This is a genomic window from Streptomyces sp. NBC_01241, assembly GCF_041435435.1.
Classification (GTDB): domain Bacteria; phylum Actinomycetota; class Actinomycetes; order Streptomycetales; family Streptomycetaceae; genus Streptomyces.
In genome coordinates this window covers 3,030,456-3,057,455 of sequence record NZ_CP108494.1, presented here as the reverse complement: position 1 = coordinate 3,057,455, position 27,000 = coordinate 3,030,456, and the positions used below count along the sequence as shown (strand labels likewise).

Annotated in this window: 25 protein-coding genes; 20 read left to right on the top strand and 5 right to left on the bottom strand. The window is 70.0% G+C overall.

What is annotated here, in order from left to right; translation table 11 throughout:
• Positions 1 to 2 precede the first annotated feature (2 nt).
• Positions 3 to 986, top strand: coding sequence for a YDG/SRA domain-containing protein (locus OG306_RS13305; protein ID WP_371665326.1), 984 nt, complete (start codon positions 3 to 5; stop codon positions 984 to 986).
• Here the strand turns inward: OG306_RS13305 and OG306_RS13300 are convergent.
• On the bottom strand, positions 983 to 4,123 hold the full coding sequence (locus tag OG306_RS13300; protein WP_371665325.1) for a DUF3427 domain-containing protein: 3,141 nt from the start codon (positions 4,121 to 4,123) through the stop codon (positions 983 to 985). The genes OG306_RS13305 and OG306_RS13300 overlap by 4 nt on opposite strands.
• Before the next feature lie 577 nt (positions 4,124 to 4,700).
• Here OG306_RS13300 and OG306_RS13295 point away from each other — a divergent pair.
• Together OG306_RS13295 and OG306_RS13290 are read left to right on the top strand one after the other, a co-directional pair.
• Positions 4,701 to 5,252 (top strand): SigE family RNA polymerase sigma factor, encoded by a 552-nt coding sequence (locus OG306_RS13295; RefSeq protein WP_266906610.1) that lies wholly within the window; start codon positions 4,701 to 4,703, stop codon positions 5,250 to 5,252.
• Positions 5,249 to 6,061 carry a hypothetical protein gene (locus OG306_RS13290; protein WP_371665324.1) on the top strand — a complete coding sequence of 271 codons (813 nt, stop codon included), beginning with the start codon at positions 5,249 to 5,251 and terminating at the stop codon, positions 6,059 to 6,061. Before OG306_RS13295 ends, OG306_RS13290 begins: the two co-directional genes overlap by 4 nt.
• Positions 6,062 to 6,235: 174 nt before the next feature.
• Here OG306_RS13290 and OG306_RS13285 read toward each other — a convergent pair whose 3' ends face one another.
• Positions 6,236 to 7,237 (bottom strand): SEC-C metal-binding domain-containing protein, encoded by a 1,002-nt coding sequence (locus tag OG306_RS13285; RefSeq protein ID WP_371665323.1) that lies wholly within the window; start codon positions 7,235 to 7,237, stop codon positions 6,236 to 6,238.
• 138 nt (positions 7,238 to 7,375) lie between these two features.
• On the opposite strand from OG306_RS13285, the gene OG306_RS13280 reads away from it, so the two are divergent.
• From OG306_RS13280 to OG306_RS13255, 6 genes are all read left to right on the top strand, one after another.
• Positions 7,376 to 8,119 carry a class E sortase gene (locus OG306_RS13280; RefSeq protein WP_371666232.1) on the top strand — a complete coding sequence of 248 codons (744 nt, stop codon included), beginning with the start codon at positions 7,376 to 7,378 and terminating at the stop codon, positions 8,117 to 8,119.
• 55 nt (positions 8,120 to 8,174) lie between these two features.
• Positions 8,175 to 8,333, top strand: a complete 159-nt coding sequence (locus tag OG306_RS13275; protein WP_323184045.1) for a DUF3311 domain-containing protein — start codon at positions 8,175 to 8,177, stop codon at positions 8,331 to 8,333.
• A complete protein-coding gene (locus OG306_RS13270; protein ID WP_371665322.1) occupies positions 8,330 to 9,886 on the top strand; it encodes a sodium:solute symporter family protein in 1,557 nt (518 codons plus the stop codon). The genes OG306_RS13275 and OG306_RS13270 overlap by 4 nt, the downstream gene beginning before the upstream one ends.
• Before the next feature lie 140 nt (positions 9,887 to 10,026).
• A complete protein-coding gene (locus OG306_RS13265; protein ID WP_371665321.1) occupies positions 10,027 to 10,359 on the top strand; it encodes a DUF6412 domain-containing protein in 333 nt (110 codons plus the stop codon).
• 224 nt (positions 10,360 to 10,583) lie between these two features.
• On the top strand, positions 10,584 to 11,354 hold the full coding sequence (locus tag OG306_RS13260; RefSeq protein ID WP_266746385.1) for a YidC/Oxa1 family membrane protein insertase: 771 nt from the start codon (positions 10,584 to 10,586) through the stop codon (positions 11,352 to 11,354).
• A 136-nt stretch (positions 11,355 to 11,490) separates the two neighbouring features.
• Entirely contained in the window at positions 11,491 to 12,351 is an 861-nt protein-coding gene (locus OG306_RS13255) for a fumarylacetoacetate hydrolase family protein (protein WP_266746384.1), read from the top strand.
• Between the two features lie 241 nt (positions 12,352 to 12,592).
• Here the strand turns inward: OG306_RS13255 and OG306_RS13250 are convergent, their stop codons facing one another.
• Both OG306_RS13250 and OG306_RS13245 read right to left on the bottom strand, forming a co-directional pair.
• On the bottom strand, positions 12,593 to 13,072 hold the full coding sequence (locus OG306_RS13250) for a heme-degrading domain-containing protein (RefSeq protein ID WP_266746383.1): 480 nt from the start codon (positions 13,070 to 13,072) through the stop codon (positions 12,593 to 12,595).
• Positions 13,069 to 14,265 carry a Gfo/Idh/MocA family protein gene (locus OG306_RS13245; protein ID WP_371665320.1) on the bottom strand — a complete coding sequence of 399 codons (1,197 nt, stop codon included), beginning with the start codon at positions 14,263 to 14,265 and terminating at the stop codon, positions 13,069 to 13,071. The genes OG306_RS13250 and OG306_RS13245 overlap by 4 nt, the downstream gene beginning before the upstream one ends.
• Positions 14,266 to 14,321: 56 nt before the next feature.
• Here OG306_RS13245 and OG306_RS13240 point away from each other — a divergent pair, with 56 nt between their 5' ends.
• The 9 genes from OG306_RS13240 to OG306_RS13200 all read left to right on the top strand — a co-directional run bounded on the left by OG306_RS13240 (position 14,322) and on the right by OG306_RS13200 (position 24,389).
• Positions 14,322 to 15,488, top strand: coding sequence for an ROK family protein (locus tag OG306_RS13240; RefSeq protein WP_371665319.1), 1,167 nt, complete (start codon positions 14,322 to 14,324; stop codon positions 15,486 to 15,488).
• A gap of 369 nt (positions 15,489 to 15,857) precedes the next feature.
• Entirely contained in the window at positions 15,858 to 17,261 is a 1,404-nt protein-coding gene (locus OG306_RS13235; protein ID WP_371665318.1) for a hypothetical protein, read from the top strand.
• A 45-nt stretch (positions 17,262 to 17,306) separates the two neighbouring features.
• Positions 17,307 to 18,077, top strand: a complete 771-nt coding sequence (locus tag OG306_RS13230; protein ID WP_266746379.1) for a GntR family transcriptional regulator — start codon at positions 17,307 to 17,309, stop codon at positions 18,075 to 18,077.
• 219 nt (positions 18,078 to 18,296) lie between these two features.
• Complete coding sequence (locus OG306_RS13225) at positions 18,297 to 19,421, top strand: TIGR03364 family FAD-dependent oxidoreductase (protein WP_266746378.1); 1,125 nt, start codon at positions 18,297 to 18,299, stop codon at positions 19,419 to 19,421.
• Positions 19,418 to 20,134 (top strand): phosphonatase-like hydrolase, encoded by a 717-nt coding sequence (locus OG306_RS13220; protein ID WP_371665317.1) that lies wholly within the window; start codon positions 19,418 to 19,420, stop codon positions 20,132 to 20,134. Before OG306_RS13225 ends, OG306_RS13220 begins: the two co-directional genes overlap by 4 nt.
• The gene (locus tag OG306_RS13215; protein ID WP_266746377.1) at positions 20,131 to 21,258 is read left to right on the top strand and encodes an ABC transporter ATP-binding protein; all 1,128 of its coding nucleotides are present in this window, start codon (positions 20,131 to 20,133) and stop codon (positions 21,256 to 21,258) included. Before OG306_RS13220 ends, OG306_RS13215 begins: the two co-directional genes overlap by 4 nt.
• Positions 21,259 to 21,343: 85 nt before the next feature.
• Positions 21,344 to 22,369, top strand: a complete 1,026-nt coding sequence (locus tag OG306_RS13210; protein ID WP_266906626.1) for a 2-aminoethylphosphonate ABC transporter permease subunit — start codon at positions 21,344 to 21,346, stop codon at positions 22,367 to 22,369.
• The gene (locus OG306_RS13205) at positions 22,356 to 23,153 is read left to right on the top strand and encodes an ABC transporter permease (protein WP_266746375.1); all 798 of its coding nucleotides are present in this window, start codon (positions 22,356 to 22,358) and stop codon (positions 23,151 to 23,153) included. Before OG306_RS13210 ends, OG306_RS13205 begins: the two co-directional genes overlap by 14 nt.
• A gap of 174 nt (positions 23,154 to 23,327) precedes the next feature.
• Positions 23,328 to 24,389, top strand: a complete 1,062-nt coding sequence (locus OG306_RS13200) for a 2-aminoethylphosphonate ABC transporter substrate-binding protein (RefSeq protein ID WP_266746374.1) — start codon at positions 23,328 to 23,330, stop codon at positions 24,387 to 24,389.
• An 88-nt stretch (positions 24,390 to 24,477) separates the two neighbouring features.
• On the opposite strand, the gene OG306_RS13195 is transcribed toward OG306_RS13200, so the two are convergent.
• The gene (locus OG306_RS13195; protein WP_266906628.1) at positions 24,478 to 25,257 is read right to left on the bottom strand and encodes an HAD-IIA family hydrolase; all 780 of its coding nucleotides are present in this window, start codon (positions 25,255 to 25,257) and stop codon (positions 24,478 to 24,480) included.
• 254 nt (positions 25,258 to 25,511) lie between these two features.
• Between OG306_RS13195 and OG306_RS13190 the strand changes: the two genes are divergently transcribed.
• Together OG306_RS13190 and OG306_RS13185 are read left to right on the top strand one after the other, a co-directional pair.
• Positions 25,512 to 26,081: a hypothetical protein gene (locus OG306_RS13190; RefSeq protein ID WP_266746372.1), complete on the top strand. Its 570-nt coding sequence runs from the start codon at positions 25,512 to 25,514 to the stop codon at positions 26,079 to 26,081.
• A gap of 1 nt (position 26,082) precedes the next feature.
• On the top strand, positions 26,083 to 26,766 hold the full coding sequence (locus tag OG306_RS13185; protein ID WP_266906630.1) for a class F sortase: 684 nt from the start codon (positions 26,083 to 26,085) through the stop codon (positions 26,764 to 26,766).
• Positions 26,767 to 27,000: the final 234 nt, after the last annotated feature.

The window sequence follows — 27,000 nt, the reverse complement described above, 5'->3', positions numbered from 1 at the left end:
GCATGGCTGCGTACAGAGCTTTCTTCGGGCATGTGGATGAGTGCCTTCCAGGTGTCCATTTCGAATCCCGGCAAGCCGTCAAGGATGCCAAGCTTCACAAAGAGCGCGAGGCAGGCATCTCGTGGGGGCTTGATGCCAGCGGGGAGAGAGCTGCCGATGCGATCGTGCTGAATCAGGGCTATGAAGACGATCTCGACAAGTGGGATGAGGTCGTTTACACAGGTGCTGGTGGTCGAGATCGCAACACTGGTCGGCAGATAGAGGATCAGACTTGGGAGAACCGTGGGAACGCGGGTCTCCGGAGAAGTCGGATATTGGCCAACCCCATACGGGTCATCCGAGGCAGTGAAGGTGAGCGAGATTATTCACCTGTAAGTGGATACCGGTATGACGGCCTCTACCAGATTGTCGAAGAGTGGACCGAAGTCGGTAAGGCCGGCTTTCAGATCTGCCGGTTTAGGCTGCATCGCCTCCCAGCTGAAACGCAGGAACTTACGCCCGTTGAGCAGCAGGTCCGAGACATCCTAGACCGGCAAGACCAAGATGCGGCCGACGAGAACAGTGCTGACGCGCCTGAGGTGACTACCCAGCGACGGACGACCACGGTCGAACGCATCGTCCGCGACACGGCTGTTGTCCGCCGGGTTAAGCGGTGGCACGAGTACACGTGTCAGATCTGTGGTCTAGCGCTGACAGTTGGGGCTGAGGGTAAGAGCTATGCCGAGGGGGCGCACATACAAGCGCTTGGGGGCTCGGCAGGGGGTCCCGATGTCGAAGGGAATGTGTTGTGTCTGTGCCCTAACTGCCATGTTCGACTTGACCGTGGTGCCCTTTATCTGACCGATGATTTTCATGTTGTGGATCGTTACGCAGAAGGCCCGACTTCGCGAACGGCCCCGTTGAGGACGATGGAAAAGCATCGCATTGGGAAGCGATTCCTGCGAGCGCACCGCCGCTTCTGGCGTATAAGTGATCTGAATCGCTAACCCGCAGCAATCGCTGAGTAGGTCCATACATCAGCAGGAATCTCGTGACGGAGCTTCCAGATAATGCCCATGGGCTTGCTGCCCTTGTGTTCGACGTACTCGGCGGGGCCGAGAAGCATCCACGGCTGGGGCCCGCCGATGTCCGTCTTCTTGTAGCGGCGGACGAAGAGTAGGACGTGGGTGCCCTTCTCCTTGTGGGTCTGGTAGCGGATGCCGGTGGGGGATGCCTCGGAGGTCTGGTTCTGCGATTCCCAGTGGAACAGGGACTCGTTCAGGGCGTAGTCCTTGTAGCGGGTCTCTGGTGAGAAGTCCTTCTCGTCCTTTTCGAGGGTGATGAGTAGCGCGTCAGTCTGGATGTTTTCGCACCACTTCACACCTTCGCGGAAGTGTCCCGGCATGAAGCCGCCCACGTGGGACTGCCCCAGGGCGGGGAGGATCTCTTCGCGGCTGTACGAGGAGTGCACTGTCAGCGGCAGGCTTGCATGCCCGCCGAGCAGCGGGACGGGTACGTGGTCGGCCTGATCTAGGACGTGGGTGAGGACCTGGCGGAGCTCGTCGCGGAAGGCGTGCTGAGGGCGAAGGGTGTTGAAGCCCGCCTGGTAGCTGTTGAAGTCGCCGCCCAACGGCCACAGCGAGAAGAAGAACATGCGTGCGTACGCCTGTTCCTGCTCGCTGAGGTCATCGTATGTGGGGGCGTCGTCAGCGAGGAGCTTGCTGTACGCGGCGACTCGGAGCGGGTCATCGACGTGAAGGAACCCCGATAGGCGCTTCAGTAGCGATGCTTCACCCTCCGGCCCGGTCTCAGGGAGAAGCTTGGCTCGGCGGAGTAGACCCGTCCATGAGTTCCCGTTGCCTCGGTAGAGCTCCTTGAGCTCACGACCGCTCTCCTTGAGGTAGACGGCGAGCTGAGGCTCGGCGTACTTGGCGACCTCGCGGGCAAGTTGAGTGACGTTGACGCTGATCTGGCTGCGGATGTTGTCAATGATCAGCTCCTTGGCCTTCGACTCAAGGATGATCTGGCAGCCAGACGGCAGCTGCGGAAAGTCGTGTTCGATGTTGGCGAGCAGGCGATTGCGAGTGAGGTTGGTCAGCGCGCGGAACTGTTCCTCGAAGCGGAACTCCTTGCGGTGCTGACCGATGAAGTCCAGGACAGTGAGGACGGCCTTTTCTTCGGTCCGACGCAGGCCTCGTCCCAGCTGCTGGAGGAACACCGTGGCGCTGGAAGTGGGGCGCAAGAGGAGCAGGGTGTCGACGTCGGGGATGTCGAGTCCCTCGTTGAACAGGTCGACAGAGAAGATGACTTGGAGCGCCCCTGCTTTGAGCTGATCCAAGGCTTCCTTGCGCTCATGGCGTGAGGTGTCGCCGGACAGTGCGATCGCGTTGAGGCCGGCTCGACGGAAAAAGTCGGCCATGAAGACTGCGTGCGCAACTGACACACAGAAGCCCAACGCACGCATCGAGCCCGGGTCGGCAACCTTGTCCTTCACGGCCTGCACGACGAGCCTGGCTCGTGCGTCATTGCCAGTGAAGAGATTACTGAGGTCCGCGGCGTCGTACGACCCCCGCTTCCAGGAGATGGCGCTCATGTCGGTGTTGTCGGTGACGCCGAAGTAGTGAAAGGGACTGAGTAGGTCGTTCTCCAGGGCTTCCCAGAGACGCATCTCTGCGGCGATCCGGCCCTCAAAGAACTCGTCCTGGATGTTCAGCCCATCCATGCGTTCGGGGGTAGCGGTGAGTCCCAGCAGTTCCTTGGGCTCGAAATGATCCAGAATCCGCCGGTATGTGGGCGACGTGCCGTGATGGAACTCGTCGATCACGATGACGTCAAAGTGGTCTGGAGAGAAGCGGTCCAGCACACGTGAGTTGAGGGACTGGACGCTGGCGAACACATGCGTCCAGTTGTCGGGGATCTCCCCACCGACGAAGAGCTCGCCGAAGTTCGCATCAATCAGCACGTTCTGGTAGACGCGCAGGGACTGTTCCAGGATCTCCTTGCGGTGGGCTACGAAGAGCAGCCGCGGGTCATGGCCCAGCGTCCGCCGTAGGCGCTTGAAGTCAAGAGCTGCCATCACGGTCTTGCCGGTGCCGGTCGCCGCAACGAGGAGGTTGCGGTGCCGACCGTGGACGGTGCGCTCCGCTTCGAGACGTTCCAACATGTCGCGCTGGTGCGGATAGGGGCGGACTTCAAGTCCGGAGAGCGTGATGGTGGTGCCGCCGTTTTGGCTGGACCCGCCAGCGTGAGACAGCGCATCGTCCAGTCTCTGCGCGTCGCTGTCGGGGTCGTATGGCTCGAAGGAGCGCTCACTCCAATACGCGTCGAATGTTGCTTCGAACTTGCGGAGGACGGATGGTGTGGCGACCGACGACAGCCGAACGTTCCATTCGAGCCCGTCTAGAAGCGCGGCCTTGGACAGGTTCGAACTGCCGACGTACGCCGTGTCGAAGCCGCTCTCGCGACGGAAGAGCCAGGCCTTGGCATGAAGGCGTGTTGAGCGGATCTCGTAGTTGACCTTCACCTCGGCACCGAACTCGCGGACCAGACGATCCAGCGCGCGACGCTCCGTGGCTCCGATGTAGGTCGTTGTCAACACGCGGATGGGTACGCCGCGATCGCGTGCGGAGGAGAGCGACTGCTCAAGGACTCGCAGTCCGTGCCACTTCACAAAGGCGCAGAGGAGATCAACACGGTCCGCCGTGGCCAACTCGGCCCGCAGTTCAAAGCCCAGGCTCGGATCATCAGGCGAGTTGGTGATCAGTGCCGTCTCGGAGAGGGGTGTAGCCGGGCGAATCGCGTAGACGCCAGGAGCTTCTTGCTCCGCAACTGCGAGCAATTGCCGGGGGCCCTCGATGACGAGATCGACCCACTCGGTCGCACCTTCGATGGTGTTGAGCGAATCCAGGATGTGGTTGGCGGCGACCACCTGCTCCGCGGGTGAGAGGCCCTGGAGGATCCGCCGCACGACGCTCCCGATGTGGCGTGACAGCACGTGAGGTGCAGATTCAGCGCCGACTATTTCATCGATGGAGCGCCAGCCTGTGGAGTCGAGTTGCTTCATACGCTCTTCGAGACGATGGGTGATCAGCGTCTCGTAGAGCCCAGCAACCGGAGCTGCGTCGCCTGCAAAGTCGTTGGGCATCGCCGAGTCCCCCTCATCTCGTCAGCTATGTATGCAGTTCTATCAAGCAGGACTGACGAAGCCGCTCTCGCATGCGCCTGCCCGTGTTGGATGGAGGGTCTTCAGGAGGGTGTCCTGATCAACTCAACGTAACTTCCATCGGCGTCGAGGATGCAGCCGAGGCGGTCGTTCCCGATGCCACCGAAGCGTCCTCGCCCGGCTCTCCCCGCTCCGGTCTGGATGGGAGCATTGCGGACCTGAGCACCGAGCCGACCTTTCAGCTGGACGTGCTGCCTGCCGTACCGGGCCCCTGCGCGTAGTTGCACGACGGCCGTCGGCGGGCCTGCCGTACGTATGCCTCGCGTACGTGTCCTCTCGATCGCGCGGCCCCGCGGGAGCGCCCGCCCGCATCGCAGGGGCGGACGCTCCGGACGCGGGCGCCGCTTACTCCCATGTCTCGACAGGAACGAGGGAGCGGACGGGGTGCAGGGAGGTCACGGGGCGTCAGAAAAAATTATTCGGAGAGATCTCACGGCCCGTGACATCCCCGTGCCCGGTCCGCTCCGTCGAAGGGGGCAGAGACGAAAGGAGGCACGCATTGCGTACCGGTGACGTGGAGGAATTCCGCGGCTTCGCCCAGGAGCGGCTGGTGCACCTGCGCCGCGCCGCTTACCTGATGTGCGGTGACTGGCACCACGCCGAGGACATCACGCAGACGGCACTGGCGAAGCTGTACTCCGTGTGGGGGCGGCGGCGTCAGATACGGAACATGGAGGCGTACGCCCACCGCGTACTGACCCGGGCCTGCGTCGACCACATGCGGCGGCGCTGGCGTCGCGAACAGCCCTCCTGCGTACTGCCCGACCGCGCCGAGCCCTGTGCGGATCCGGCACTGGGACTCCAGGTGCGCGCCGCGCTGGCCGTCCTGCCGCCGCGGCAGCGGGCAGTGGTGGTGCTGCGCTACTGGGCCGATCTGGACATCGCCGCGACCGCCGCGGCCATGGGCTGCTCCATCGGCACGGTGAAGAGCCACACCGCGCGGGCACTGGCCCGCCTGCGCTCCCTCCTGGGGGACGACGCGGACTCCGACTCGTTCGGAGCGTTCGCTCCTCCAGCCGATTCCACTCGAGAGAAGGTCGTACTGCGATGAACAACCACGATGTAAAGACCCTTCTGGAGGCCGGGCTCCATGACGAGCCGCCTCTGCGGACCAGCGTGGACACGGCCGTCGCGGCCGGACGACGCAGCCGTGTCCGCCGCCGCGGAGCACTTGCCGGAGTGGGCCTGACCGCGGGGGCGGCGGTGGCCACCCTGGCACTGGTCACGCCCGGCGCCGACCCGGGCGCGACCTCGTTGGCCGCGGCCGACCCGCTCGTCGGCCCGCTGGTGCCCGCCGCGGCCGACAGCGCGGCACCGCAGACCCTGCGGCCCGACGCCTTCGGGCCGGGAACCGAGCACACGACCCGGTGGAGCAGCAAGCAGCTCGGCGACACCCTGGTCGGGCTGCTCCCGCCGGGGAAGACGACCATCCGGGAGGGAGACTTCCCCGGCCGGACCTACCGCGTGCAGTGGGACAGCGGCACCGGCCCGGTGGAGTTCGTCGGCGGAGCGGAATACACGGCCAAGGGCCCGAAGGTGCCGCTCTGCGCGAGCATCACGATGCCGAAGTTCACCCCCCGGCCGGGAGCCCCGGCTCCGCGCGACACCGCCCCGGCGAGCGACTGCCAGGTGGTCGAACTCGCCGACGGCGCACGGGCGGAGGCCGTGACGCTGCGGTTGCCCCGGGACGGACAGCCGTCCTGGTACGTCCGGGTGCTGCGCAAGGACGGCCGAACGGTGACCCTTCAGCAGTGGACCGGCCGGCCGGACGCGAAGGGGGCGCGCAACGCGCGGTCACAGCCGCAGCTGGACACCACCGCACTGCTGAAGATCGCGAACGACCCCGCCTGGAAGTTCTGACCTACGGCATGGCCCCGCCCCGCCCCGGCCGCTGCCGGTGCGGGGCGGGACCCGGGGCTACGCCGGCAGGAGGCAACGGGGGCGCGTCGCCGCCGGGCGGCCCGACGGCAGAACGACGACGTGGCACCGGGTCGGGGGCCTTGTTGTGGCCGGGCCCCCGATCGGCCGGGGCCGTCACGCCGCGGCGTGGCACTCCTGGTACGTCCGGCCCGAGCCGCACCAGCAGGCGGCGGTCCGGGCCGGGGGCCAGGGGACGGCGCGGCCGCGGGCGGCGAGGGTGGTGGCGTACTGGGGGAGGAGGTCCGGGTCGGCGGGGGACGTGGCCTCCGAGGCGGCGAAGGCCTCGTACGACGGGACCGTGCCGGTCACGAGGCCGAGGTTCGGGGTGCCGGCCTGGTGGAGGTCGCGGAGGGCGGCCTCCAGGCGGGCCAGGTGGTCGGGGCGGGAGGGGTACTCGCTGCGCAGGTTCGGGTACGCGGTGAGGAGTTCGTCGAACTCGGCGGCCGGCCAGTGCAGCACCGCCACCGGGAACGGGCGGGACAGCGCGGTGCGGTACGTGCCCAGCTCGGCGCGGAGGCGGGTGATCTCGGCCCGGAGCTCGCCCGGGTCCGAGGAGCCCAGCGCCCACAGGCGTTTCGGGTCGTGCAGCTCGTCCAGCGGGACGGCGGCCGTGTGCACGGTGTCGGCCAGCTCGTCCCAGGCGTCGTGGTCGGCGCCCATCAGCCTGCGCACCCGGTGCCGGCCGATCAGCAGCGACTGCACGGCGTACGGAACCTCCTCGCCCGGCGTCAGGAGGAGCGTCAGCGCGGCCGTGAAGCAGTCGTGCGCCGCATCCAGCTCGTCATGCGATTCGAGGGTTTCGGCCGCGATCTCCCAGGGCGCCGGGTCGAGCGGGCCCGCGGCGCGGATGCCGTCGAGGATCGCGCGGGCCTCGGCCTCGTGGCCGTACTCCCACAGGTTGGCCGCGTTCAGGGCCTTGACCAGGTGCGGGTGGTCGAGGCCGGGGGAGCCGAGCAGCTCGTCGTAGAGGGTGGTGGCGCGGGCGCGGTCACCGGCGAGCTCCAGATGGGCAGCGGCCTGGAGGAACAGCGGCTCACGGTCCTCGGGGTACTGCGCCGCGGTGCGCAGCAGGCGCTCGGCTTCGGTGGTGTGATCGGCAGGCGTGTCGGGGCGCATGAACCACACCGTACTGCTGTACGGCATCCGGACGGAGGCTTGTTCCGGCCCTGGAGAGTTACGGGACATGGCCTTATCGTGCGGGCCGTGCGGGAGCGGATACCGGTCGTGGTGCAGCGGAACTCGCGGGGGCGGCGGATGGCCGCGCGCGGGCTCTGGACGGGCGCAGAGGTGGTGGTGACCCTCGGGGTCGTCCTGTTGTTGCTCGTTGTTCATCAGCTGTGGTGGACCAACCGGCAGGCCCGCGCCGACGCCGAACACCGGGTTCAGGCCCTGGAGAGGGAGTGGAGCGAGCCACAAGGACTCAAGGACGGGGGAAGCGGGGGCAGAGGCGGAGGCCGGGCCGGGAGCGGGCGTGCCGCGGACAGCGGGGCCCCGGGCGGCCGTTCGTCCGCGGGCCATACCGCGCCGCCATCCGCCGCGCCGCGCTGGGATCAGGCGTACGCCGTCATCCGTATCCCACGGCTCGGGCTCACCGCCCCCGTCGCCCAGGGCATCAGCAAGCGCGGCGTCCTCGACAAGGGGTACGTCGGGCATTACCCGCGCACCGCGCAGCCCGGCCGGCCGGGCAACTTCGCGCTCGCCGGGCACCGCAACACCCACGGCGAGCCCTTCCGGTACATCAACCGGCTGCGGCGCGGCGACCGGATCGACATCGAGACCCGGGACGCCGTCTACACGTACACCGTCGACCGGACGCTCGGGCAGACCAGCGCCCGCGACAGCGGTGTCATCGCGGCCGTCCCGCGCAGCAACGTGAAGCCGTACGCGGGGTACGGAACGCCCGGTTCCTATGTGACGCTCACTACGTGCACGCCCGAATTCACCTCCCGGTACCGGCTTGTTGTCTGGGGGAGGCTGACGGATGTCCGGGCGCGGTAGCCGGGTCGCACTAAGGTTCCCTGACGTGCTCAGACGACGTCCGCAGTTGTTGTGGTTGCTGGTCCCCTATGTGCTGTACCTGGGAGTGCTGCCGTTCGTGAACCGGGTCCATCCCGTCGTTCTCGGACTGCCGTTCCTCTTCGTATGGCTGCTCGGGGCGACCCTGCTGACACCCGTCGCCGTATGGCTGACCCGGCGGGGGGACCGCCGGTGAACGCCGCGATCGCGACCTCCGTCTTCGGGATCTTCATGGTCGCCACCGTCGCCCTCGGGCTGCTCGCGATGCGCGGGCGGCGAAAGGGGAACGGAGCGGGCGGCGGGCTCGCCGAGTGGTCCGTGGGCGGGCGCAGTCTCGGGACCGTGTTCATCTGGGTGCTGATGGCCGGCGAGGGCTACACCAGCTTCAGCTACCTGGGCGCGGCGGGATGGGGCTACAACTACGGGGCGCCGGTGCTGTACGTGGTGGCGTACATGTCCTGCGGGTACGCCCTCGGTTACGTCGTCGGGCCGACGCTCTGGGCGTACGCACGCAAGCACGGGCTCGTGGGGATCACCGACATGGTGGCGCACCGCTTCGGCCGGCCCTGGCTCGGTGCGCTGGTCGCCGTCCTCGCGACCGTCTTCCTGCTGCCGTACATCCAGCTCCAGATCACCGGCATGGGCGTGGTCGTCTCGACGATCTCCTACGGTGCCATCAGCCTGAACTGGGCCTACTTCATAGCGTTCGCCGTCACCACCGGTTTCGTCGTGGTGAGCGGGCTGCGCGGCAGCGCGTGGGTGTCCGTACTCAAGGACGTCCTCGTCATCGCCACACTCGGGTTCCTCGCCTTCTACGTACCGCTGCACTACTTCGACGGGTACGGGCCCTTCCTCGACCGGCTCGTCACCGAGAAGAGCGACTGGCTTACCTTCCCCGGGCACGGAAACAGCGGGCTCGGGCAGGCGTGGTTCATCACCACCTCGTTCCTCAACTCCCTCACCGTGGTGATCTTCCCGACGACCGTCGCCGGCTACCTCGGCGCGAAGAACGCCGACGTACTGCGCCGCAACGCGATGTGGCTGCCCGCCTACAACGTGCTGCTCTTCGTGCCGATGCTGCTCGGCATGGCGGCGCTCTTCGTCGTGCCCGGGCTCGTCGGCGCCGAGTCCAACCTGGCGCTCTTCAAGCTCGTCGTGGACTCGCTGCCCGCGTGGGCGGTCGGCGTCATCGGCGTGGCGGCGGCGCTCTCGTCGATCGTGCCGATGGCCGTCTTCATGCTGGTCATCGGCACGATGTGGGGGCGCAGTGTGCTGTCGCTCGTACCGCGGTGGGAGCGGCGGCAGAAGGGCGTCGCGCAGACCGTCGTGGTGGCCGCGGGCGTGATCGCTCTGGTGCTCACGTACACCGCACCGAACACTCTCGTACGGCTCTCGCTCATCTCGTACGAGGGGATGGCGCAGCTGCTCCCCATGGTGCTGCTGGGGCTGATATGGCGGCGGCTGACGTTGCTCGGTGCGATGAGCGGGCTGGTCGTCGGCGTGGGCGTGGTGTGCGGGTTCGTGTTCACGGAGAACGATCCGGTGTGGGGCGTGAACGCGGGCATCGTGGCGCTCGGCGCGAACCTCGTCGTCGCGCTCGCCGTGACGTACGCGGGGCCGCGCGAGCATGACGAACGGCCGGACAGCGAGGTGCTCGCACGGGACGAGATCGGTCCTCCGGTCAAGGACGCGGGGGCGGACGGGGAGGACACGCGGCTCAGCGGCGCTCTCACGGGGGCAGGACGCTGACCGTTGCCGTCGGTCGCCGTCGGGCGACCGACGTGACCGCCGGAGACCGAACGCTCCTCAAGGCCGATGGCCGTGTCGGACCCATCGTGTATAACGGCTGAAGAGTCGAACGCGCGAACGCAGGGAGAGGGGAGGGGCCGATGAGCGGTGACACGACGCGTCTGCGCGATGGCCTCGCCCGGTTGCTCCGCCCCGCCGGACTGCTGTTCTTCCTCGTGACCGAGGTCCTCCTCGCCGAAGGCGGCAGCCTTTCCGCCGCCGTCGCGCTCGCCGCCACCGCGGCCGCCGGCTCGGCGCTCGTCGCCGCCTCGGTCGTCAGCGCCCGCTGCGCCGTCCCCGTACCCCGCACCCGGGTCCGTACGGCCATGCGCGACCGGGAGAAACGCACCGCGTTCCTGCCCCAGCGAGACCCGGACGCCAAGGGCCGCAGACGCCCCCGAGCTCCCGGCCGCGCCCTTCCGACGGCCGCGTAGGGGTTCTCAGCAGTCCCCGGGTCCACCTCAGTACCCGTAGACGCCTCTGCCTGTGGGCGCCCCTGCCCGTAGGCACCTCTGCCCGTAGGCACTCTGCCCGTGGGCACCTCTGCCCGTAGGCACTCTGCCCGTGGGCACCTCTGCCCGTAGGCACCCCCTCGCGGTTCGTCATGCCGAGTTCGTCCTCACTTCCCGGCACGACGAGACCCCCGGAGGGCTCACCCATGTCCGTCTTCATGTCCGCATTCGCCGGCCTGGTCGGCGCGCTGGCCGATGTGCTGCACCCGCTCTTCCAGACCGCGTCCACGGCCGCCGCCATCGTCCTGTTCACGGCGCTCGTGCGGCTCGCCGTGCACCCCCTGTCGCGGGCCGCGGCGCGCGGGCAGAAGGCCCGCACCCGGCTCCAGCCGCAGATCGCCGAGCTGCGCAAGAAGCACGGCAAGAACCCCGAGCGCATGCAGAAGGCGCTCATGGAGCTGCACAAGGAGGAGAAGGTCTCACCGTTGTCCGGCTGCCTGCCCAGCCTGCTGCAGATGCCCGCCTTCTTCCTCCTCTACCACCTCTTCTCCAGCCAGAAGATCGGCGGCGACCCCAACGCGCTCCTCGGTCACCAGCTCTTCGACGCCCCGCTCGGCGAGCGCTGGCACGACGCGCTCGCGCACGGCGGGCTGTTCGGGGCGCAGGGCATGGTCTACCTCGGCCTGTTCGCGATCGTCGCCGTCGTGGCGACCTTCAACTTCCGGCGTACGAAGCGGCAGATGACCGCCAACCCCGTCACCCCGACCACCGGCCCCGACGGGCAGCCGGTCCCGGGTATGGGCGCGATGACGAAGCTCATGCCCCTGATGTCCTTCGCCACCCTCTTCACCGTGTCCGTCGTACCGCTCGCCGCCGCGCTGTACGTCGTCACGAGCACGACCTGGACCGCGATCGAACGGGCCGTCCTCTACCGCGACATGCCGGCCGCGGGCACCGCCGTGGCCACCGCGGTGTAACCGGGGCGGCGAGTGCGCCGGTCCAGTGTGTGAACAGGGCCTTGCGAATTGATCGGATGTCTTGGACGATCGGACAAGCCTGCGATGGCCGCCACCCATCCGACGGGCCCGATCTCGATCAAGGGGAGAAACACCGTTGAAGCTGCTTCGTGTGGGTACGGCCGGCGCGGAACGACCGGCGCTGCTGGACGAGGACGGAACCCTGCGTGACCTGTCGGGGATCGTCACCGACATCGACGGTGCGCTGCTCGCCGACGAGTCCGCGCTCGCCCGGGTACGGGCCGCCGCGGCCGCGCCCGGCGAACTGCCCGAGCTCGACGCCGACGGGCTGCGGGTCGGTCCGCCGCTCGCCGGGATCGGCAAGATCGTGTGCATCGGGCTGAACTACCACGACCACGCCGCCGAGACGGGCGCGCAGATCCCCGCCGAGCCGATCCTGTTCTTCAAGGCGCCGGACACCGTCATCGGGCCCGAAGACACGGTGCTGGTGCCGCGCGGCAGCGTCAAGACCGACTGGGAGGTCGAGCTCGCGGTCGTCATCGGGCGCACCGCCCGGTACCTGGAGTCCGCCGAGGAGGGGCTCGCGCACGTCGCCGGCTACGCGACGGCGCACGACGTCTCCGAGCGCGAGTTCCAGATCGAGCGCGGCGGCACCTGGGACAAGGGGAAGAACTGCGAGACGTTCAACCCGCTGGGGCCGTGGCTGGTGACGGCGGACGAGATCGCCGATCCGCAGGCGCTGCCGATGAAGCTCTGGGTCAACGGTGAGCTGAAGCAGGACGGTACGACGGCCGACCAGATCTTCCCGGTGGGCGAGGTGGTCCGGTATCTCAGCCACTTCATGACGCTGTACCCGGGCGATGTGATCAACACCGGGACGCCGGCCGGGGTCGCCCTGGGGCGGCCCGAGCCCAAGCCGTACCTGCGGGCCGGGGATGTCGTGGAGCTGGAGATCGTCGGGCTGGGGCGGCAGCGGCAGGAACTGAAGGACGCGTAGCGGCGGCGGGGGTGGTGGCGGGGCCGGTCTGCCCGGGGCGTCCGGGTGGCCGGTTCGTCCTCAATCGCCGGACGGGCTGAAAGATGTCCTCAATCGCCGGACGGGCCGGATTTGGCCGGCGTGGGCTTGATCGGCTGGTGTGGGCCCGAGGATGAGGTCCTGGGGCGACCCATCGGAATGCCGCAGTAAAGGTCGGAGGGGTGGGGCGCTGTGTGAGCGGCGCCCCACCCCCTCCTTCGCGTCATGCGCCGATCGTCGTCGCGAAGTGTTCCAGCGCCTCGACCACCAGGGCGTGGTCCTCCGCCTGGGGCAGGCCCGAGACCGTCACCGAGCCGATGACCCCCGCGCCCTCGACCGCGATCGGGAACGAACCCCCGTGCGCGGCGTACGCGTCCGGGTCCAGGCGCGAGGTGTCGTCGAACGTCGTGCCCTTCGCCCGGAACCGGGATCCGACCAGGTACGAGCTCTCGCCGAAGCGTTCCACGACCCGGCGCTTGCGGTCGATCCAGGCGTCGTTGTCCGCGCTCGATCCCGGCAGCGCGGCATGGAACAGCTGCTGCGCGCCGCGTCGGATGTCGATCGCGATCGGGGCGTGCCTCTCCCGGGCCATCGCGACGAGCAGGCCGCCGAGCGCGTACGCGTCGTCGTAGCTGAAATGCGGCAGCGTCAGTCGGCGCTCCTGGGCGATGAGCTCGGAGATGGTCGGAGCGGTGGGGTTCATTCGGGCTGCTCCTCGGTGTCGGCGGAGACGGACGGGGGTGCGGCGGGCAGGGTCACGGTGACCCCCTCGCGGGCCGAGCGGCGGGCGGCCTCCAGTACGTCCAGGGCCGCTGCGGCCTGGAGGGCGGTCACTGGATTGTCGCCCTTTCCGAGCAGCGCGTCGGTGACCGCCGCGTAGTACGCGGGATAGTCGCCCGGCAGCGTAGGAACCGGGGCGCCGCCGCCCGTCAGCGGGGACTCGCCCGAACCGATCCGGCCCCACAGCTCCTCGGGCTCCTCGCCCCACGGCCGGCCCGCCGCCGGGCGTGCGCCCGCGCGCAGATCGGCCTCCTGCGGATCGAGGCCGTACTTCACGTAGCCGGCGGTCGAGCCGAGCACCCGGAAGCGCGGACCGAGCTGGGCCGCGGTGGCGCTGACGAAAAGATGCGAGCGGACCCCGCCGGCATGCGTGATCGCGAGAAACGTGTCGTCGTCGGCGGCGGCGCCGGGGCGGCGTACGTCGGACTCCGCGTACACCCGCACCGCCGGTCCGAACAGCACGAGCGCCTGGTCGACGACATGGCTGCCCAGGTCGTACAGCAGCCCGCCGATCTCCCCCGGATCGCCCGACTCGCGCCAGCCGCCCTTCGGCTGCGGGCGCCACCGCTCGAAACGGGACTCGAAGCGCTGCACGGTCCCCAGCTCGCCGTCCGCGACCAGGCGGGCGAGGGTGCGGAAGTCGTTGTCCCAGCGGCGGTTCTGGAACACCGAGAGCAGCAGCCCGCGCTCCTCGGCGAGGGCCGCGAGCTCCCGCGCCTCGGCGGCCGTACCGGCGATCGGCTTGTCCACGACGACCGGCAGACCGGCCTCGATCGCGGCGGTCGCGATCGGGACATGGGTCCTGTTCGGCGAGGCGATCACGATCAGATCGAGCTCGTCCGCGCGCCCCCACAGCTCCTCCGGCGACCCGGCGAACCGTACGTCCGGGAACTCGGCGCGCGCCTGCGCCCGCCGCTCCTCGCTCGATGTGACGACCGTGTCGAGGACGAGGCCCTCGGTCGCGGCGATCAGCGGGGCGTGGAAGACGGAACCCGCCAGGCCGTAGCCGACGAGTCCGACGCGCAGGGGGGTCCCGGACAGCCGAGGGGTCTTCGACGACAGAGGGGCCTCGGACAGTCCGTGCGTCTCGTGGGTCGCGTTGCCAGTCGTGGTCATGGCTGACACTTAAGCAACGCTGTTGCCATAGTGCAAGCAACAGGGACAATGAGGCGGTGAACAGGAGTAATAGCGGCGCCAACCTGCCGACCCTGCGCAGCCACAACGCGGCGCTGGTGCTGGAGCTGTTGCGGGTGGCGGGCGAGCGCGGCATCAGCAGGCTCGAACTCGCCGAGCGCACGGGGCTCACGCCGCAGGCCGTCAGCAAGATCACCGCCCGGCTGCGGGCCGAGGGCCTGGCGACCGAGGCGGGCCACCGCGCCTCCACCGGAGGCAAGCCGCGCACCGTGCTGCGGCTGGTCCCGGACGCCGGTCACGCGATCGGCCTGCACCTGGACCGCGACGAGCTGACGGTGGTCCTGGTCGACCTGGCCGGCACGGTCGCCGAGAGCCGCACCGCCCCGCTGGACTTCGGCGCCCCGGCGGACGAGGTGCTCGCAACGGCGGCGTACGCGGTCGCGTCCGTGCGGGGCGGGGGTGTGGGGTCGGTTTCGTCCGTGCGGGACGGGGGCGCGGGGGCTGCCTCCGCCGCGCGGCTCGCCGGCCGGCCGGTGCTCGGGGTCGGCGTCGCGGTGCCCGGGCCGCTCGACCACCGGGGCGGGGTGCTGCACCGCGTCACCGGGTTTCCGCAGTGGGACGGCTATCCGTTGCGGGACGCGCTCGCCGCGAGGACCGGGTTGCCCGTCGTCGTCGACAAGGACACCAATGCCGCCGCTCTCGGGCTCGCCCTGCGCGTGGCGGGCGCGGGCGACTTCGCGTATCTGCACCTCGGGACGGGGCTCGGTGCCGGGCTGGTCCTGGGCGGGGAGGTGCACCGCGGGGCGCGTACCGGGGCCGGTGAGTTCGGGCACCAGACGGTCCAGCTGGACGGGCCGGTGTGCGGCTGTGGGGGGCGCGGCTGCATCGAGGCGCTCTGTCTCGCCGCCGTCGCCCGCGGCGATGTCGCGGAGGCCGCCCGGGTGCTGGGAACCGGCGCCGCCAACCTCGTCGGGCTGCTCGACATCGACCGGGTGGTGCTCGGCGGCCGTACCGTCGCCGCCGATCCCGACGCGTACGTACGAGGCGTCCGCGCTGTGATCGACGAGCGCGCCCGGCTGGGCGGCGTCGACGTGCCGGTTCCGGTGACGGCCGCCGGGGGAGGGGACCGGCCGGTCGCGGAGGGGGCCGCGCAACTGGTCCTGGCCCCGCTGTTCGGGCGGGTCGCGGGCGCGGACGGGGGATGAGCGGGGTGGGCGGGTCCGGATACCGGTTCTCCTTCGTGTTACCGGTGTCCGGCGTGCGCGGCCGACGGCGCGGGCCGCGGGGTGCGGACTGGGCCGGGCGAGCGGTTCCCGGCGGCCGACCGGGCGGCCCTGCGGCATGTCGGTGCCGGGCGCCACGCGCGTGCGTGGCAGCGTCGCGGCGCAGAAACCGGTGAACTCCGGCGCACAGGCTGGGCGGGTGCTGAAGATCTTGGCCGGACCCGTGGCGGCCGGCGCGCGCGTCCCTTGCGCCTTGTGGCTGTACGCGCCGACCGCCGACCTCCGGTCCGGCCAAGGTCTTCAACACCCTCCCAGCCGACCGTTCCCGCGAGCAGCGAAGGGTGACCCCGCATGTCCCCGACACCACCCCCGTCGGCCACGCCGTCCGCACCCACCCCCGAGCCGAGTCCCGCATCCGGTCCCGCGTCCCTCCCCCTGACCGCCGCCGCCTCCCTTCCCGTGTCCGCCGCCCCCGCCCCTCCTCCCTCGCCGCACCCGTCCTCGTCCTCGTCTCCGCCTCCCGGCCGGACGCGGCACGGGCTCGCGCTCGGGCTGGCGGCGGCGAGCGTGGTCCCCGTGGTCCTCGGCGGCGCCTCCGCCGCATCCGCCGCGGCGCCTTCGGTCACCCCGGTCTCGAAGCCGGACGCCACCACCGCCGACCAGCAGCCCGCCTGTGGTGATCCGGAGGCGAGCGACTTCCCGATCAGCACCCGCATCCGCGGCGGGCCCGACACCTACGCACCCGGCGGCGGCTACGGAACCTGGTTCCTGGACCTGACCAACACCACCACCGAGTCGTGCCGGGCCATCCACCCCGTGCTGGTCCTCACCGACGAGAACCGGAAGCTGACCTCCGGCCAGATCCAGCTGGAGTTCGCCGAGCCCGCCCGTCCCGATGTGGAGCACCGGGTCAGCTGGGAGACCACCGACCAGGACGAACACATCGGCGTCTTCGGCGGCGACGGCGCCGACGACTTCGAAGGCTTCACCGTCCCAGCGGGTCATACCGTCACCGTCGAGGTCCGGATGGCGTTCACCTCCGACGCCGTCCCGGGCCGGATCACCGCCAGCGCGGCGATCGTCCAGCGCCGGCACGCGGCGAGCGGCGGGGCGGGGAAGGACGACGGGTCCTGGGTCGGCGAGTCCGACGACTACCCGTTCGCCGTCGTCGAGGACAGCACCGGTGACAGCGACAGTGACAGCGACGAGACGGCCGACACAGCTGATACGGGAGACATCGGAGGGACCGGAGACACCGAAGGGACCGGAATCATCGGTGGGACCGGCGAGACCCCCGGTACGAACGAGACTCCCAGCACGAACGAGGCCCCCAGCACGAACGAGACTGCCGGTACGAAGGAGGCCCCCGGTACGAACGAGACTGCCGGTACGAACGAGGCCCCCGGCACGAACAAGACTCCCGGCACCAACGAGACACCCGGTACGAACAAGACTCCCGGTACGAATGAGGCCCCCGCCACCAACGAGACCCCCATTACCGGTGACACCTCCACCGCCGGCAAGACCCACGGGACCGGCGAAACCCGCCACGACGCCCCCGCCACCGGCGACACCCCCCGCCCGTTCGCACCCGGCCGGACCCAGACAGGGGGCGACCTCCCCGAACTGGCCCATACCGGCTCGGCCACCCTTCCGTACCCGGGCATCACCGTCGCCGGGTTCCTGATCGGTGGCGGGGCCCTGGTGATCCGGTCCCGCCGCATGCGCCGCCCCCGCTCCGGGACCGGCCGCTGAACCGTCCGTCCACGAGTGTTCATGTCCGTCTGCCACCATCGGGCCGTGGACTACCCGCACGATCAGACACCTGGCGCACCCATCCGCTCCGGCATCCCGGAGCACGGCCGCATCCCCAAGTACTACGCCGTCAAGGCTCATGTCGCCGTCCTCATAGACGAGTTGGGCGAGGGGGGCCTGCTGCCCACCGAACGCGATCTCGCCGAGCGCTACGAAGTCTCGCGCGAGACGGTGCGCCAGGCCCTGCGCGAACTCCTGCTGGAGGGGCGGCTCGCCCGCCAGGGGCGCGGCACCGTCGTCGCGGGCCCGAAGCTGGAGCAGCCGCTCTCGCTGGCGAGCTATACGGAGGGCGTACGCCGCCAGGGCCGTACCCCCGGCCGTCACCTCATCGGACTGGAACGGTTCCCCTGCCCCGAGGCGCTCGCCGACGACGTAGGGGTGGGGCGCGGCGAACCGGTCTGGCACCTGGAGCGGGTGCTCCTCGCCGACGACGACCGGGTCGGCCTGGAGAGCACGTACGTCTCCGTCGCCCGCGTACCGGACCTGGACACGGAGTTCGACCCCGACTCGTCCTTCTACGCCTACCTGCGCGACCGGCTCTCGATCCCCTTCGGCGATGCGGACGAGCGGATCGAGACCGTGCTCGCGACACCGCGCGAGGCGCTGCTCATCGGTACGCCGCCCGCCCTGCCCATGCTGCTGATCCACCGGATCTCGCGCGATACGGACGGGAAGCCGCTGGAGCGCGTACGGACGCTGTACCGCGGGGACCGGTTCTCCTTCACCGCGCACCTGGGTCCGCAGGACGGACGCTGACCACTTCTCCGGCGGTCACCGCGGTCACCGCGGTCACCGCTGTCACCGCTGTCACCGCGGTCACCGCGGTCACCGCAGACACTGCTGTCACCGCGGTCGTCGGCCCACCCAGGTCGATAACGAGAAGGTAACGGGTCTAGTCCAAGCTTGGGGTCCAGTTCACCCTCCCGTTGCCGTATCGATCCGTACGGGTCACCGGCCCCGAGGAGCGTGTCCGTCGTGAGAGTCATCGTCGTAGGAGCCGGCGTGGTGGGAACCATGCACGCCTGGCACGCAGTGAACCGCGGCCACGAGGTCGTACAGGTCGAGCGCGAGAGCGAGGCGCGCGGGGCATCGCTCCGCAATTTCGGACAGATATGGGTCAGCGGCCGGGCCGGTGGCGAGGAACTGGAGACCGCGCTGCGCGCCCGTGAGCTGTGGGAGGGCATCGGGGCCCGGGTTCCCGGCCTCGGGTTCCGGGCCTGCGGCTCGCTCACTCCGCTCCGTACCGAGCTGGAGACCGCCGTCGCCGAGGCGGCCGTCGCCCGCCCCGACGCGGCGGCCCGCGGCTACAAGCTGCTCACCGCCGACGAGGCCCGCGCGGTCAACCCCGCGCTGCGCGGCGAGTTCGCCGCCGCGCTGTGGTGCGAGCGGGACGCGGCGGTCGAGCCGCGCACCGCGCAACTCGCGCTGAAGCAGGAGTTGTTGAAGTCCGGGCGCTATACGTACCTGGGCGGGCGCGAGGTCCGCGAGGTGGTGGGCACCGCCGCCGTCCGCGACGACCACGGCGATGTGCACACCGGTGACGCCGTGATCCTGGCCACCGGTGCCTGGCTCGGCGGACTCGTCCGCGAACTGGCCGGCCCCGATCTGCCGGTGCGCCGCGTCCGCCTCCAGATGATGCAGACCGACCCGCTCGGCGAGCCGCTCACCACCTCCGTCGCCGACGGCGACAGCTTCCGCTACTACCCGGCGTACCGGAGCGAGGCGCTGGACACGCTCAACGCCGAGCAGGCGCAGGCGCCCACCGCCGCAGAGCACAAGATGCAGCTCCTGATGGTGCAGCGCCGGGACGGCGGACTGACCATCGGCGACACCCACGAGTACGAGCACCCCTTCTCCTTCGACACCGTCGAGGAGCCGTACGAGCACCTCACCGGGGTCGTCGAAGCCTTCCTGGGCCGCCCGCTGCCGAGGATCCGCCACCGCTGGGCCGGGGTCTACGCCCAGTGCACCGACACCAGCCGGGTCGTCCACCGCCAGCAGGTGCGAGACGGCGTCTGGCTGGTCACCGGACCGGGCGGCCGGGGCATGACCTGCTCGCCCGCCATCGCCGAAACGACCGCCAACGAACTGGGCTGGTGAAGAAGTTGACCACGCAGAACCCCGAGAACCGCCTCGGCCTGATCGTCCTCGACATGGCCGGCACCACCGTCGCCGACGGCGGCCTCGTCGAGCAGGCGTTCTCCGCCGCGGCCGAACGCCTCGGCGTGGAGCCCGGCTCCGCCGACCACGCGGAGAAGCTCGACTACGTACGCGCCACCATGGGCGAGTCCAAGATCTCCGTCTTCCGTCACCTCTTCGGCGACGAGGACCGCGCCCAGCAGGCCAACACCGCCTTCGAGGGGGCGTACGGAGAGCTGGTCGACGGCGGCCGCATCGCGCCGATCCCCGGCGCCCGCGAGGCCATCGAGCGGCTCAAGGGCGAGGGCCGCACCGTGGTCCTGTCCACCGGCTTCGCCCGCACCACCCAGGACGCCATCCTGGCCGCGCTCGGCTGGCAGGACCTGGTCGCCCTGACCCTCTGCCCGGCCGACGCGGGCGGCCGGGGCCGCCCCTACCCCGACATGGTCCTCGCCGCGTTCCTGCGCACCGGCGCCGTCGACGGCGTCCAGCAGACCGTCGTCGCGGGCGACACCTCGTACGACATGCTCAGCGGCGTACGCTCCGGCGCCGGACTCGTCGTGGGCGTCCTCACCGGCGCCCACGACAAGGACCAGTTGACCCGCCACGGCGCCACGCACGTCCTCGGCTCGGTCGCCGAACTCCCGGATCTGATCGCGCGGGCAGAGGCATGACGGGCGGGGCCGCGGCCGTTCGCAGCGGGATCAGATTCGACCGGGTCAGCGTCGCGTACGGCGGGAACACCGTCCTCGACCGGCTCGATCTGACCGTCGAACCCGGCGAGGTCATGGCGCTGCTCGGGCCCTCCGGGTCCGGCAAGACCACCGCCCTGCGCGCCGTCGCCGGATTCGTGCAGCCCGCCTCGGGCCGGGTCTACCTGGGCGACCGGGACGTCACCGGGCTGCCGCCGCACAAGCGCGGCATCGGCATGGTCGTCCAGCAGTACGCCCTCTTCCCGCACATGCGGGTCCAGGACAACGTCGCCTTCGGGCTGAAGGCCCGCAAGGCGGCCAAGGCGGAGATCCCCGAGCGGGTCGCCGAGGCCCTCGAACTCGTCGGCATGGCCGCCTACGCCACGCGCTACCCGCGCGAACTGTCCGGCGGCCAGCAGCAGCGCGTCGCCATCGCCCGCGCGCTCGCCATCCGCCCCGGCGTCCTCCTGCTCGACGAACCGCTCTCCGCGCTCGACGCCCAGCTGCGCTCCGGCATGCTCGCCGAACTCGCGCGACTGCACCGGGAGTTGCCGGACGTCTCCATCCTGTACGTCACCCACGACCAGGTCGAGGCGCTCACCCTCGCCGACCGGATCGCCGTCATGGACAAGGCGCGGCTGCAGGACTGCGGCACCCCGCAGGACCTGTACCGCCGTCCGCGTACGGAGTTCACCGCGTCGTTCGTCGGCAACGCGAACCTGCTCCCCGTCACCGTCGTCGGCACCACCGGTACCACCGGCACCACCGGCACCACCGGCACGGTCGACTTCGCGGGCCGCGCACTCGACGTGCCGACCGGCGACGTGGCCGGCGGCGCCACCGCCACCCTCTGCGTCCGGCCCCACCTCGTCGGGCTCGGCGACGGCCCCAACGCGCTGAGCGGCACCATCACCGAGGTCCAGTGGCGCGGATCCACGCACCGGCTGTACGTCGACGTCGACGGGCACCGGGTCAAGGCCGACCTCCGCGAACTGCGCGAGACCCCCGCCCTCGGTGACAAGGTCACGCTGCACTTCGCGGCCGAGGACGCGGTGCTGCTGCCCGCGGGCACGGCGCCGGGAGCCGGGGGAGAGGCCGATGGTTAGGGTCTTTCGTTTGGATCAGGCCGGATCAGGGAGCGGGGTCCGGTGCAGTGCATCGCAAGGCGGAGGAAAGAGGCATGGCGGAGCCATGGCGACTGACGACAACGCGGCGAGGCGCGGTGCCGGGGCACGCGAGCCCGGCGTGATCCAAACGAGAGGCCCTAGCACCGCGCACCCCGTCACCCCGGGCATCAGGACCGCAACGGCCCCGCGTCCGCGCACCGGGGGCGAGGGGCCGCCCTCCGCGACGACCCCGCCGGCGGGCGGCCCGCAGGCCCCGGTCCGCGCGGGCCGCCGCGTACCCCGCTTCGTCTGGGCGCTGCCGCCCGTGGCGCTCCTCGCGCTGGTCTTCCTCTACCCGCTGGCCCTCGTCGTCCAGCAGTCCGTCAGCCCGGACGAGGGCGGCACCTCGCTCGCCCCGTACGGCGACGTGTTCGCCTCCGACTCCTTCCGCTCCGCGCTGACGACCACCGTATGGCTGGCGGTCGGCTCCACGGCCGGATGCCTGGTGCTGGGCTTCATCCTGGCCATGGTCATCGCGTTCGTACCGTTCCCCGGCGGCAAGGCGGTCGCCAAGTTCATCGACGTGTTCCTCTCCTTCCCGTCGTTCCTGATCACGCTCGCCCTGCTGTTCATCTACGGCAACGTCGGCATGGCCAACGGCCTCTGGACGGACGTCACCGGAGCGTCGAGCGGCCCCTTCGACTTCCTCACCACCCCGTGGGGCGTACTGCTCGCCGAGATCACGTACTTCACCCCGTTCGTCATGCGCCCGCTGCTCGCCGCGTTCTCGCAACTCGACAGCGCACAACTGGAGGTGGCGTCCTCGCTGGGCGCGAAGCCGGCCCGGATCGTGCGACAGGTGATCCTCCCCGAGGCGCTTCCCGCACTCGCCGCGGGCGGCAGCCTCGTCCTCGTGATGTGTCTCAACGAGTTCGGCATCGTGCTGTTCACCGGCGCGAAAGGAGTCACGACCCTGCCGATGCTCGTCTACAGCAAGGCGATCCTGGAGTCCGACTACCCGGCCGCCTGCGTCGTCGCCGTCGTCAACATCGCGATCTCCGTCGGTCTCTACAGCCTGTATCGGATGGTGAGCCGTCGTGTTGGTGCATAGCCGTACGGGGAAGTGGGCCGCCTGGGCCGTGTTCTTCGTGCTCTTCGTCCCGCTGTTCGCGGTGCCGCTGCTGGTCATCCTCGCCGCGTCGTTCACCACCAACTGGTCCGGCGCCTTCCCTTCCGGGCCGACCACCGGGCACTACGCGGCCGCGACCGGCGGCGACTCCCTCCAGGCCCTGACCACCAGCCTGATCACCGCCGTCAGCGCGAGCCTGCTCGCCCTCACCGTCGGCTCGTGGGCCGCGCTCGCCGCCGCCTCGCTGCGCAGCCGCGGCAGGCGGTTCCTCGACGCGCTGTTCATGCTGCCGGTCGCCGTGCCGTCCGTCGTCGTGGGCCTGGCCGTGCTCGTCGCGTTCAGCAAGCCGCCGATGCTGCTGAACGGGACGCGCTGGATCGTGATCCTGGCGCACACGATTCTTGTCACCGCGTTCGCCTATGCGTCGGTTTCGGCGGCGATAGTACGTCTCGACCCGATGTACGAACAGGCGGCGGCCAGTCTCGGCGCCCGGCCCTCGTACGTCCTGTGGCGCATCAAGCTGCCGCTCCTGCTGCCGGCCCTCACCGCGGCCGCGGGGCTCTGCTTCGCCCTGTCCATGGGCGAGTTGAGCGCCACGATGATGCTCTACCCGCCGGACTGGACACCGCTCCCGGTGCAGATCTTCGCGGCCACCGACCGCGGCTCACTGTTCACCGGAGCAGCCGTCGCCGTGGTCCTGATGGGAACGACGCTGCTCGTGCTGCTCGGCGTGTCCCGCGTCCGCACCAGGGCCTCGTACCGCTGACACCAAGGTCCCGTACAGCTGACACCAAGGTCCCGTACAGCTGACACCAGGGTCCAGCACCGCTGACACCAAAGTCTCGTACCGCTGCCCCGTCGGCACCCCCGCCCCCTCCCCGTACTGACTCCGTACCGACTCCGGCCGGCTCCCGGCCGACACCCAGGAGATACGACTGCCATGCGCAAGAACCACCTCAAGCCCATAGCCGCCGTCACCGGCTGCCTCGCCCTCGCCGCCACCCTCTCCGCCTGCGGCGGCTCCTCGGCCGCCTCGGACGAAAAGGTCGTCACCGTCTACAGCGCCGACGGTCTCAAGGGCGAGAACGGCGACGGCTGGTACGACAAGGTGTTCAAGGACTTCGAGAAGAAGACCGGCATCAAGGTCAAGTACGTCGAGGGCGGCTCCGGCGAGATGGTGCAGCGCGCCGTCCGCGAGAAGTCCAACACCCAGGCCGATGTGCTGGTCACCCTGCCCCCGTTCATCCAGCAGGCGGACAGCAAGGGCCTCCTGGCGGCGTACGCACCGGCCGGCTCCGACAAGGTCGACGGCGCCGACAAGGCGTCCGACGCCAAGTGGACCTCGGTCGTCAACAACTACTTCGGCTTCATCTACAACAAGAAGGAGCTGAAGTCGGCGCCCACCACCTGGGAAGGGCTGCTCGACGGAAAGTTCAAGAACAAGATCCAGTACTCCACCCCCGGAGTCGCCGGTGACGGCACGGCCGTCCTCATCAAGGCCATGCACGACTTCGGCGGCAAGGAGCCGGCGATGGAGTACCTGAAGAAGCTCCAGGCCAACAACGTCGGACCGTCCGCCTCCACCGGCAAGCTCGCCCCCAAGGTCGACAAGGGCGAACTGCTCGCCGCCAACGGCGACGTCCAGATGAACTACGCGCAGTCCAAGGACATGCCCAACCTGGGCATCTGGTTCCCCGCGAAGCAGGGCGGCAAGCCCACCACGTTCGCCCTGCCGTACGCGGCCGGTCTGGTCGACAAGGCCCCGCACAGCGCCAACGGAAAGAAGCTGCTCGACTTCATGCTTTCCGAGCAGGCCCAGAAGGACGTCAGCGCGGTCGGCGGCGGCTTCTCCGCCCGCAAGGACATCGAGGCCACCGACGCCAACGCCATCGCGCTGGCCCAGCTGCTGAACGGCGTCGAGGTCTTCGAGCCCGACTGGTCGGACATCGGCACCAACCTGAACACGTACGTCGAAGCCTGGAAGTCGGCCACCGGCAGCTGACGGGCGGCGCACGTCGGTGGCCCGGCACTCCACCGCGGGGCGGAGTGCCGGGCCACCGGTCCCGGGCCATCGGCCGGGCAGCCGTCGCTCAGACGAGGTCGACGAGGTCCGCGATCGAGTTCACGACGTTGGTCGGCCGGTACGGGTAGCGCTCGATCTCACCCCTGCTCGTCAGCCCGGTGAGCACCAGGAACGTTTCCATCCCGGCCTCCAGCCCGGCCAGCACATCCGTGTCCATCCGGTCGCCGATCATGGCGGACGTCTCGGAGTGCGCACCCAGGGTGTTCAGCGCACTGCGCATCATCAGCGGGTTGGGTTTGCCGACGAAGTACGGCTCCTTGCCGGTCGCCTTCGTGATCAGCGCGGCGACGGAGCCCGTGGCCGGCAGTGCCCCCTCGGGGGAGGGCCCGGTGTTGTCGGGGTTGGTGGCAATGAAGCGGGCACCGTTGTTGATCAGCCGGATGGCCTTCGTCAGCGCCTCGAACGAGTACGTCCGGGTCTCGCCCAGGATCACGAAATCGGGCGCGTGATCGGTGAGAACGTACCCGGCATCGTGCAGGGCGGTGGTCAGCCCCGCCTCACCGATCACATAGGCGGTGCCACCGGGGTGCTGATTGTCCAAGAACGTGGCGGTGGCCAGGGCCGAGGTCCAGATGTTCTCGACCGGCACTTCGAGACCGATCCGGTTGAGCCGCACATGAAGGTCCCGCGCGGTGTAGATCGAGTTGTTCGTCAGCACCAGGAACGGCTTGCCGGAATCGCGGAGCTTCTTGATGAAGGCGTCCGCACCGGGGATCGGCACACCCTCATGCATCAGCACGCCGTCCATGTCGGTGAGCCACGATTCGATGGGCTTCTGATCTGTCATGGGTGCGGCTCCTGCCGAACGAGGACTTACTGGATGACCATGCTATTCACTCACCACATCCACGGCCCGGACGTCTCGTAGCCCGGACATCCCGTAGGCCGTCTCCGTCGACGTGGGCCGTCTCCGTCGACCTGGGCCGAGCCCGGCGGAGCGCGCCGTCCGAGGGGGCGTGGCAGGGGGACCGGGCCGTCATCCGCGCTCCTGCGGATGCGAAAAGTCCGAGGAGGCGTGAACCTACAGTGAGGAGGTTCACGATGCGTTCCATACCCCTCACGTTCTGTGCCGCCGCGGTCGTCGCGGCGGCCCTGATGCCGGCTTCCGCCGCACTCGCCGACTCCGATACCGGGACCGACCGGGGGACGGGATCGGGCTCCCGTACCGCCCTCTCGGTGTCCCCGCCCTCCCTCGCCCCGGGCGGCGCGGTGGATCTGCGGCTGGACAGCTGCGGGGGCAAAGAGGCCAAGGGCAACTCCGACGCGTTCGTCTCCGAGGCGCGCTTCTCGCCCGCCGCGGACGGGGGCCTCTTCGCGGAGGCCCGGATCGGCACGGACGCCTCCCCGGGCGATCACGAGATCCAGGTCGTGTGCACGGACGACAAGGGCACCAAGGTTTCCGGCACGGTCACGGTCGTCGGCCGAGGCCAGGCCTCGCCCCTCGCCCCGGTCCGCGCGGGAGGCGGCGGCACCGCCGCGCGCACCGACCGGGAAGCCCATCAGGAGGGCCCCGGCATCGTGCACGCGGTGATCGGGCTGGTCCTGGCCGCCGTCGCGGCCGTCGCCGTAGGGTTCCGCAGCGCGCGCCGTCGCCGTCCGGCCGCGGACTGACATGCCCACCCCCGACCGCCCCGAGGGCCACGGCCGACTGCTCACCGGAGTGGCCTGGGCCGTCCTGCTGATGGGCCTGTGGCTCTGGGGCCGCGACATCACCGACGGCTCCGGCGCCAGCTCCGCCCCGACCACCGGCGACATCGCCGCGGTCGGGCGCCCCCTCGGCGTTCCGCTGCCCGCGCCGCACGACCCGATCAAGGGCGCGGTGCCGGAGCGGGTCGAGATCCCGTCGATCGGCATCAAGGCGCCGGTGGTCGCCCGCGGCCTGGACAAGGAAGGGGCGATCGAACCGCCGCCGTTCGACATGCCCCAGACCGTCGGCTGGTACGGAAACGGCACCGAGCCCGGCGCGAAGGGCCCCGCGCTCTTCGTCGGCCACGTCGACACCGAGACCAGGCCGGCCGTCTTCTACGCACTGAGCGCGGCCCGCCCCGGCGCCAAGGTCGAGGTGACCCGAGCGGACGGCACGGTCGCCGAATTCACCGTCGACGACGTCCAGGTCTTCACCCGGGAACGCTTCAACGCCGACAAGGCCTACGGCCCCCGCAGGAACGGCCGCGCGGAACTCCGCCTGATCACCTGCGGCGGCACCTACGACCGGGCCTCGCACTCGTACGACGCGAACGTGGTCGTCTCGGCCTACCTGACCGGCGAGAAGTCCGGGAGCGGCGACCGGGCCTGACGCCGTCGGTATCCGGTCCGGCCGGCACCCCTTTCCCCCGGGGTGCCGGCCGGACCGGTCCTCGACCGCGGCACGCGGGGCTGCGGGAGTAGCCCGGCGCCGACACGGGAGGTAGGGGAGGGCGGACCGTGCCCGCCACTTTAGGTCGATGAACGGCCTTGGCCCAGAGGGTTTCTGACGTAGCGTCCAGAACCGGTCACTCTCGGCTTCCGGCCAAGTGGACAGAAGCCCTGT

Coding starts and splice junctions, on each gene's coding strand:
- OG306_RS13305 (WP_371665326.1), top strand. CDS start 3: ATGGCTGCGTACAGAGCTTTCTTCGGGCATGTGGATGAGTGCCTTCCA.
- OG306_RS13300 (WP_371665325.1), bottom strand. CDS start 4,123: ATGCCCAACGACTTTGCAGGCGACGCAGCTCCGGTTGCTGGGCTCTAC.
- OG306_RS13290 (WP_371665324.1), top strand. CDS start 5,249: ATGAACAACCACGATGTAAAGACCCTTCTGGAGGCCGGGCTCCATGAC.
- OG306_RS13285 (WP_371665323.1), bottom strand. CDS start 7,237: ATGCGCCCCGACACGCCTGCCGATCACACCACCGAAGCCGAGCGCCTG.
- OG306_RS13280 (WP_371666232.1), top strand. CDS start 7,376: ATGGCCGCGCGCGGGCTCTGGACGGGCGCAGAGGTGGTGGTGACCCTC.
- OG306_RS13265 (WP_371665321.1), top strand. CDS start 10,027: ATGAGCGGTGACACGACGCGTCTGCGCGATGGCCTCGCCCGGTTGCTC.
- OG306_RS13260 (WP_266746385.1), top strand. CDS start 10,584: ATGTCCGTCTTCATGTCCGCATTCGCCGGCCTGGTCGGCGCGCTGGCC.
- OG306_RS13250 (WP_266746383.1), bottom strand. CDS start 13,072: ATGAACCCCACCGCTCCGACCATCTCCGAGCTCATCGCCCAGGAGCGC.
- OG306_RS13245 (WP_371665320.1), bottom strand. CDS start 14,265: ATGACCACGACTGGCAACGCGACCCACGAGACGCACGGACTGTCCGAG.
- OG306_RS13235 (WP_371665318.1), top strand. CDS start 15,858: ATGTCCCCGACACCACCCCCGTCGGCCACGCCGTCCGCACCCACCCCC.
- OG306_RS13215 (WP_266746377.1), top strand. CDS start 20,131: ATGACGGGCGGGGCCGCGGCCGTTCGCAGCGGGATCAGATTCGACCGG.
- OG306_RS13210 (WP_266906626.1), top strand. CDS start 21,344: ATGGCGACTGACGACAACGCGGCGAGGCGCGGTGCCGGGGCACGCGAG.
- OG306_RS13200 (WP_266746374.1), top strand. CDS start 23,328: ATGCGCAAGAACCACCTCAAGCCCATAGCCGCCGTCACCGGCTGCCTC.
- OG306_RS13195 (WP_266906628.1), bottom strand. CDS start 25,257: ATGACAGATCAGAAGCCCATCGAATCGTGGCTCACCGACATGGACGGC.
- OG306_RS13190 (WP_266746372.1), top strand. CDS start 25,512: ATGCGTTCCATACCCCTCACGTTCTGTGCCGCCGCGGTCGTCGCGGCG.
- OG306_RS13185 (WP_266906630.1), top strand. CDS start 26,083: ATGCCCACCCCCGACCGCCCCGAGGGCCACGGCCGACTGCTCACCGGA.